We start from the raw sequence: 1,635 nt of genomic DNA, 5'->3' as shown, positions 1-1,635 counted from the left end.
AAATGAATACCAAGTCTCAACGAGTGAACACGTAATTCATTACGAAGTTTAATTCATTGAGCATCAAACTTTTAAATTGAAGAGTTTGATCATGGCTCAGATTGAACGCTGGCGGCAGGCCTAACACATGCAAGTCGAACGGTAACAGGAAGCAGCTTGCTGCTTTGCTGACGAGTGGCGGACGGGTGAGTAATGTCTGGGAAACTGCCTGATGGAGGGGGATAACTACTGGAAACGGTAGCTAATACCGCATAACGTCGCAAGACCAAAGAGGGGGACCTTCGGGCCTCTTGCCATCGGATGTGCCCAGATGGGATTAGCTAGTAGGTGGGGTAACGGCTCACCTAGGCGACGATCCCTAGCTGGTCTGAGAGGATGACCAGCCACACTGGAACTGAGACACGGTCCAGACTCCTACGGGAGGCAGCAGTGGGGAATATTGCACAATGGGCGCAAGCCTGATGCAGCCATGCCGCGTGTATGAAGAAGGCCTTCGGGTTGTAAAGTACTTTCAGCGGGGAGGAAGGCGATAAGGTTAATAACCTTGTCGATTGACGTTACCCGCAGAAGAAGCACCGGCTAACTCCGTGCCAGCAGCCGCGGTAATACGGAGGGTGCAAGCGTTAATCGGAATTACTGGGCGTAAAGCGCACGCAGGCGGTCTGTCAAGTCGGATGTGAAATCCCCGGGCTCAACCTGGGAACTGCATTCGAAACTGGCAGGCTAGAGTCTTGTAGAGGGGGGTAGAATTCCAGGTGTAGCGGTGAAATGCGTAGAGATCTGGAGGAATACCGGTGGCGAAGGCGGCCCCCTGGACAAAGACTGACGCTCAGGTGCGAAAGCGTGGGGAGCAAACAGGATTAGATACCCTGGTAGTCCACGCCGTAAACGATGTCGACTTGGAGGTTGTGCCCTTGAGGCGTGGCTTCCGGAGCTAACGCGTTAAGTCGACCGCCTGGGGAGTACGGCCGCAAGGTTAAAACTCAAATGAATTGACGGGGGCCCGCACAAGCGGTGGAGCATGTGGTTTAATTCGATGCAACGCGAAGAACCTTACCTACTCTTGACATCCAGAGAACTTAGCAGAGATGCTTTGGTGCCTTCGGGAACTCTGAGACAGGTGCTGCATGGCTGTCGTCAGCTCGTGTTGTGAAATGTTGGGTTAAGTCCCGCAACGAGCGCAACCCTTATCCTTTGTTGCCAGCGGTTAGGCCGGGAACTCAAAGGAGACTGCCAGTGATAAACTGGAGGAAGGTGGGGATGACGTCAAGTCATCATGGCCCTTACGAGTAGGGCTACACACGTGCTACAATGGCGCATACAAAGAGAAGCGACCTCGCGAGAGCAAGCGGACCTCATAAAGTGCGTCGTAGTCCGGATTGGAGTCTGCAACTCGACTCCATGAAGTCGGAATCGCTAGTAATCGTGGATCAGAATGCCACGGTGAATACGTTCCCGGGCCTTGTACACACCGCCCGTCACACCATGGGAGTGGGTTGCAAAAGAAGTAGGTAGCTTAACCTTCGGGAGGGCGCTTACCACTTTGTGATTCATGACTGGGGTGAAGTCGTAACAAGGTAACCGTAGGGGAACCTGCGGTTGGATCACCTCCTTACCTTAAAGAACCTGCCTTTG

General features: G+C 53.3%; 1 rRNA gene. It reads left to right on the top strand.

What is annotated here, in order from left to right:
- Positions 1–73: 73 nt before the first annotated feature.
- A 16S ribosomal RNA gene (locus ACNQ0W_RS24595) occupies positions 74–1,615 on the top strand.
- The last annotated feature ends 20 nt before the right edge of the window (positions 1,616–1,635 follow it).

Source organism: Enterobacter cloacae complex sp. 6730903 (assembly GCF_048283985.1).
In the GTDB taxonomy this organism is placed as follows: Bacteria; Pseudomonadota; Gammaproteobacteria; order Enterobacterales; family Enterobacteriaceae; genus Enterobacter; species Enterobacter hormaechei_C.
Note: the sequence above shows the minus strand (reverse complement) of the source record. Positions and strands in the feature narration are given on the sequence as shown.